Raw genomic sequence first — 5,141 nt, 5'->3', positions numbered from 1 at the left:
CCGCTACGGCGATCCGCGGACCGTTCAAACCCCACGACGCGTCAGCGAGGGCGTCAGCGAGGCGGGCGGTGAGCGGTGTGCGGGAATCACCGCCCCCTCACCCCCGACCCCTCTCCCCCAAAAAGGGGGCGAGGGGGGACACGGTCTGCGGACGTCGGTGAGTTGTTCGCCGCGTTCTGCTCCCCTCTCCCTGGAGGGAGAGGGGCCGGGGGTGAGGGGGGCGCACGGTTCGCCCACGTTCGCTCAATGCGACTCGGGCTGGTCGGGAGGCCGCCGCCGGGGGCGGCCGTCACGCGGTCCGGCGCCGGTTGCTCCGCCGTGCGGGCGGCATTAGCGTCCGGCGTTCCGTTCTCGCCCAACCGTCACAGTCTCATGCTCCGATCGCTCGCCCTCGGTTCGCTCGCTCCGGCCCTGCTGCTGGCCGGCCTGGCCGCCCCCGCCGCCGCGGAGGTCGTGCCGGCCCCGATCTTCGGCGACCACATGGTCTTGCAGGCCGGGGTGAAGGCCCCGGTGTTCGGGACGACCGAGCCCGGCGGCACGGTGGCTGTCTCCGCCCTTCTCGTCCAGAACGGCGCCGGCGAGGCGTTGGAGACGATCACGGAAACGATCGTCTTCGCCGCCGCGGACGACGCCGGCCGCTGGCAGGCGGAGGTCGGCCCGTTCGAATCGGGCGTGACGCTGACGTTGGTCGTCGCCGACGTGCCGGAACGGGACGAGAACTACACCGCGGACGGCGTTCTCAAAGACCCGGCGGCGGAGGATACGGCCGACCGGAAGATTTATACCGACGTGCTCGTCGGCGACGTCTGGCTGTGCAGCGGGCAGTCCAATATGGAATGGCCGCTGGCCGCGACGATCGACGGCGACCGGGAGATCAAAGCGGCCGAGAACGAATCGATCCGCGTGTTCACCGTCCCCAAAAACAGCGTCCGTGAACCGCAGACGACGCTCAAAGGCGAGCCGGGGCAGGGGGAGCCGGCCAACGCCCGCTGGCTCAAACTCAGCCCGGAGGCCGCGTCGACCTTTTCCGCGGTCGGGTATCACTTCGGCACGACGATTCACGAAGCGACCGGCCGGCCGGTCGGGCTGATCGATTCCAGCTGGGGCGGCACCCCGTCCGAGGCTTGGACCCGCGAGGCCACGCTGGAGACCCTCGAAACCGCCGGCCCGCTGCTGGAGCGCTGGGAGAAATACGACGCCGCCGCCAAGGCGGGCAAGGCGGCCGAGGGCAACTGGAACGGCAAGTACGGCCCGACCCACCCGCACCACCCCGGGAATCTCAACAACGGCATGATCGCCCCGCTGGTTCCCTTCGCCCTCAAAGGGGCGATCTGGTATCAGGGCGAGTCCAACGCCGGCCGGGCGGAGCAGTACGACGAGATCTTCCCGGCGATGATCGAGGACTGGCGGGACCAGTTCGGCCAGGACCTGCCCTTCTTCTGGGTCCAGCTGGCCAACTATATGGAGTCCAAGGAGGACCCGAACGTCGGCTCCGAATGGGCGGAGCTGCGGGAGGCCCAGGACAACACGCTGGACGAGTTAAAGGACGTCGGGCAGGCGGTGATTATTGATATCGGCGAGGCGAACGACATTCACCCCCGTAATAAAGAGGACGTCGGCGAACGGCTGGCCCTCGCCGCGCTGGAGACCGTTTACGGGATGGACGCCCCGGGCCGGCTCAGCCCGCGGTTCAAAGAGGCGCAGCTGAACGGCAAGACCGCGACGATCGCTTTCGACGTCGACGACGACGCCCTGCAGATTCGCCGGGACGAGTATGAGGCCGGGGCGAACGAGGCGCTGGGCTTCGCCGTCGCCGGGCCGGACAAGACTTTCCACTGGGCCAAGGCGGAACTGACCGGGCCGGACACCGTGAAAGTCACGGCGCCGGAGGGCGTTTCGGAGATCGTCGCCGTCCGCTACGCCTGGGCGGACAACCCGAAGGTGACGCTGTTCAACACCCGCGGCCTGCCCGCGGCGCCGTTCCGCACCGACGACTGGCCCCGCGTCACCGCCGGGCGGTATTGAGCCTAAAGGACGTACAGCTCGATTGGAGCCGCGACCGTGAGGGAGCGTTTCTGTGCGGCCGCGACCGTTGGGGGACGCTCCCTGACGGTCGCGGCTCTACTTCGATAAGTCTGCGTCTCGGCCGTTTATAATTCTGCGGTCTCCCGCACGACGAGGTCCACGGCGGAACGCACTTCGCCGGATTTCTCGACCGCGGCCCGCTGGCGGTCGGCGCTGTTGCCGCCGTCGAGGATCTCCCGCACCCGCTCCCGCACGAAGGCGCCCTCGCCGAGGTCGTTCAGTTCGTCGGCCAGTTCCCCCAGGATGCCTTCGATCAGTTCGACGGCGGGGCGTTTGCGGCCGGCGACGAGGTCCACCAACTCCCCGTTCACGCCGCTGCGGGCGGCCCGCCAGTTGGCCGCTTTGAGCAGCTCCGGCCGGGGGTTGGGGTCCGGCTCGCCGTCGGCGGCGGCCCGGGCGCACCGCAGGGCGATCGCCCGTACCAGCCCGGCCAGCATCACCGCGTCGTCCAGCCGCGGGCTGACGTCGCTGACCCGGAACTCCACCGTCGGTTTGTCCCGCGGGATGCGGACGTCCCAGTACACCTTCGAGCCGTCGGAGATCACCCCGGCCTTGACCAGCCCGTCGATCGTACGGTCGTAGTCGGCCCGGTCTTTGAACTGCTGCGGCGGGCCGGTCATCGGCCACTTCAACCACATCAGCGTGCGGAAGCTCTCGTAGCCGGTGTCCTCCCCCAGCCAATAGGGGGAACTGGCCGTCAGGGCCAGCAGCGCGGGCAGATAGACCCGCGACCGGTTCATCACCTGCACGGCGAGGTCCGGGTCCGCGATGCCCACGTGCACGTGCTGGCCGAAGATCAACAACTCCCGGGTGAGGTATTGATAATCCGTGACCATGCCGAGGTAGCGCCGCTTCGGCGTGACGGGCTGGTCGTGCCAGTCGGCGAAGGCGTGGGTGCCCGCGGCGCCGACGGTCAGTCCGAAGTGCGAGGCGCTTTCCAACAGGTCCCGGCGGGCGGCGGCGAGCTGTTCCCGCACCTCGCCCAGCGACCCGCAGATGGACGTGGCCGTCTCGATCTGGGAAAGGTGCAGTTCGTTCTGCGGGGCCAGGTCGCCCGTGAGGTGAGAGTCCTTCTTCAGCTTGTCCGCCCGACTGGCGAGTTTGCCGGTCTCGGGGTCGACGATCTGAAATTCCTCCTCGCACCCCATCGTCAGCGATTCCGGGTCGGGGGCGGTGAAAGACCGGGCGGTCATGAGGGCAATCGTCCAGCGGGAGAAAGGGAGGGGCGAGGATCGTCCCGAACCCCCGACGCAAACCGGATGCCGTTCCGGGCACGGCGGTTGCAGACAGACGTTTCGCGTCCCTCAGCCGCACCCCGCCCGACCGTCGTTCGACCAACCGGACCGGCGGGCGACCACGTCTCCCCCCGGCCCGGCCGGGGGCGGGGCCGCGGTTCGGGACGCGTCCGCTTTCCTCCGCTCCACGCGCCGCATGTCCTTCGTCGATCTGAACCTCCACGAACTCGCCGATTTGGAGGGGCCGCCGCGGTCCTTCCTCACCTTTTATTTCACCGGGGAAAGCGGCGCCCGCGAATTGAAGAACCGGGCCGCGAAGGCCCGGGGCCTGATCGAACACGACGAACCGGACCGCCTGGCCGACTTCGACGCCGCCCTGGAGCGGCTGGAGGCCCTGATGGAGGGGGAAACGTTCGAGGAGGGCGCCGGCTACTGCCTGATGGCCTGCCCGGAGCTCCGCGTCGAACGCGGCTTCAAACTGACCGTGCCCGCGGAGACCGCCTTCCGGGCCGCCCGCGGCCCGAACCTGCGGCCGTTGGCGGAGATGCAGGACGAATACGAACCCTTCCTGCTGGTCGCCGCGAACAACGACGGCGCCCGCATCCTCCAGATCGCCGGCGCCGTCGCCGACGCGGAGGAGGACGTGAAGGGCGGCGTGAAGAACCGCGTCAAGAAGGGCGGCTGGAGCCAGCAGCGCTACGCCCGCCGGCGCAAGGGCCAGTTGCACCGCTACGCCGCCGAGGTCGCCGAGCGGCTGGCCGAATTGACGAAGGAGCACGGCCCGGAGCGGATCGTGCTGCTCGGTTCCCAGGAAACCCGCCAGCAAATTGAGGAAGAACTGCCGGATCGCCTGAAGGAGCGGGTGATCGCCGAGGAGGGCTTCGACCTGGACGCCGCCGAGGAGGCCCTCGTGGAGGAGGGCCTGCGCTTGTTCCAAAAGGAGGAGCGCCGCGAGGAACAGGCCCTCTGGAAGCGGATTCAGAACGAAACCCTCTCCGGCGGGCTGGGGGCGATCGGGCCGGAGGACGTGCTGACCGCCCTGCAAACCGGCCGCGTGGACGAGTTGGCCGTCGATCACGACGTGGCGATCGAGGGCAGCCGGTGCGACGCCTGCACGACGGCGTTCGTCAAGGTGCACGACCGCTGCCCCCTGTGCGACAGCCCGGACGTCGCCCCGATCCCGCTGGTCGAGGAACTGGTCCGGCTGGCCGAGCAAACCGACGCCGACGTCGAGTTCACCCAGGGCGTGAAGGGTTTGGTTCAGAACGGCGGCGTCGCGGCGCTGCTGCGGTGGTGAGGGGAACGGAGCGAGGAACGACGTGGGTGCCCCGCGGGTCCGCGGTCGCATAGACTGGGACCGTTCCGTTCCTCCCCGCACCGGCCGCCGATGCCCGCCCCGCTTCTCCTGGTCGCCCTGTGCCTCCCGGCGGCGGACGTCGCCGAAGCCGGGGCGGCGAACCCCGGCGAGGCGAACCCCGGCGAGGTGCAGTTCGCCCGGGACGTGCGGCCGATCTTCAACGCCCACTGCTCGGCCTGCCACGGCGGCGTGCGGGAGGCCGGCGGGCTCAACCTGATCGACGAGGACAGCGTTTCCCTGCTGGTCGTCCCCGGCGACCCGGGGCTCTCCTATCTGCTCGACCGGGTGACCGACCCGGACGACGAAACCCGGATGCCCCCCGCCGAGCACGGCCCCCGGCTCAGCGACGCGGAGGTCGCCGTCCTCACCCGCTGGGTGGAGCAGGGCGCCGCCTGGCAGAAGCACTGGTCCTTCCAACCGCCGACCCGCCCAACTCCCCCGACGACGGCCGATCCGGCGTGGGC

Annotated in this window: 4 protein-coding genes; 3 read left to right on the top strand and 1 reads right to left on the bottom strand. The window is 69.9% G+C overall.

Annotation, left to right across the window (positions count from 1 at the left end; translation table 11 throughout):
• Positions 1-372: 372 nt before the first annotated feature.
• The gene (locus tag ACG2DA_RS21555; protein ID WP_395258582.1) at positions 373-2,025 is read left to right on the top strand and encodes a sialate O-acetylesterase; all 1,653 of its coding nucleotides are present in this window, start codon (positions 373-375) and stop codon (positions 2,023-2,025) included.
• Positions 2,026-2,150: 125 nt separating this feature from the next.
• On the opposite strand, the gene ACG2DA_RS21550 is transcribed toward ACG2DA_RS21555, so the two are convergent.
• Complete coding sequence (locus ACG2DA_RS21550; RefSeq protein ID WP_395258580.1) at positions 2,151-3,278, bottom strand: glutamate--cysteine ligase; 1,128 nt, start codon at positions 3,276-3,278, stop codon at positions 2,151-2,153.
• Between the two features lie 238 nt (positions 3,279-3,516).
• Between ACG2DA_RS21550 and ACG2DA_RS21545 the strand changes: the two genes are divergently transcribed.
• Both ACG2DA_RS21545 and ACG2DA_RS21540 read left to right on the top strand, forming a co-directional pair.
• Entirely contained in the window at positions 3,517-4,617 is a 1,101-nt protein-coding gene (locus tag ACG2DA_RS21545) for a Vms1/Ankzf1 family peptidyl-tRNA hydrolase (RefSeq protein WP_395258579.1), read from the top strand.
• Between the two features lie 90 nt (positions 4,618-4,707).
• Positions 4,708-5,141: c-type cytochrome domain-containing protein (locus tag ACG2DA_RS21540; protein ID WP_395258577.1), on the top strand; the 434-nt coding region annotated here is incomplete at its 3' end.

Source organism: Alienimonas sp. DA493 (genome assembly GCF_043951915.1).
Taxonomy (GTDB): Bacteria; Planctomycetota; Planctomycetia; order Planctomycetales; family Planctomycetaceae; genus Alienimonas.
Note: the sequence above shows the minus strand (reverse complement) of the source record. Positions and strands in the feature narration are given on the sequence as shown.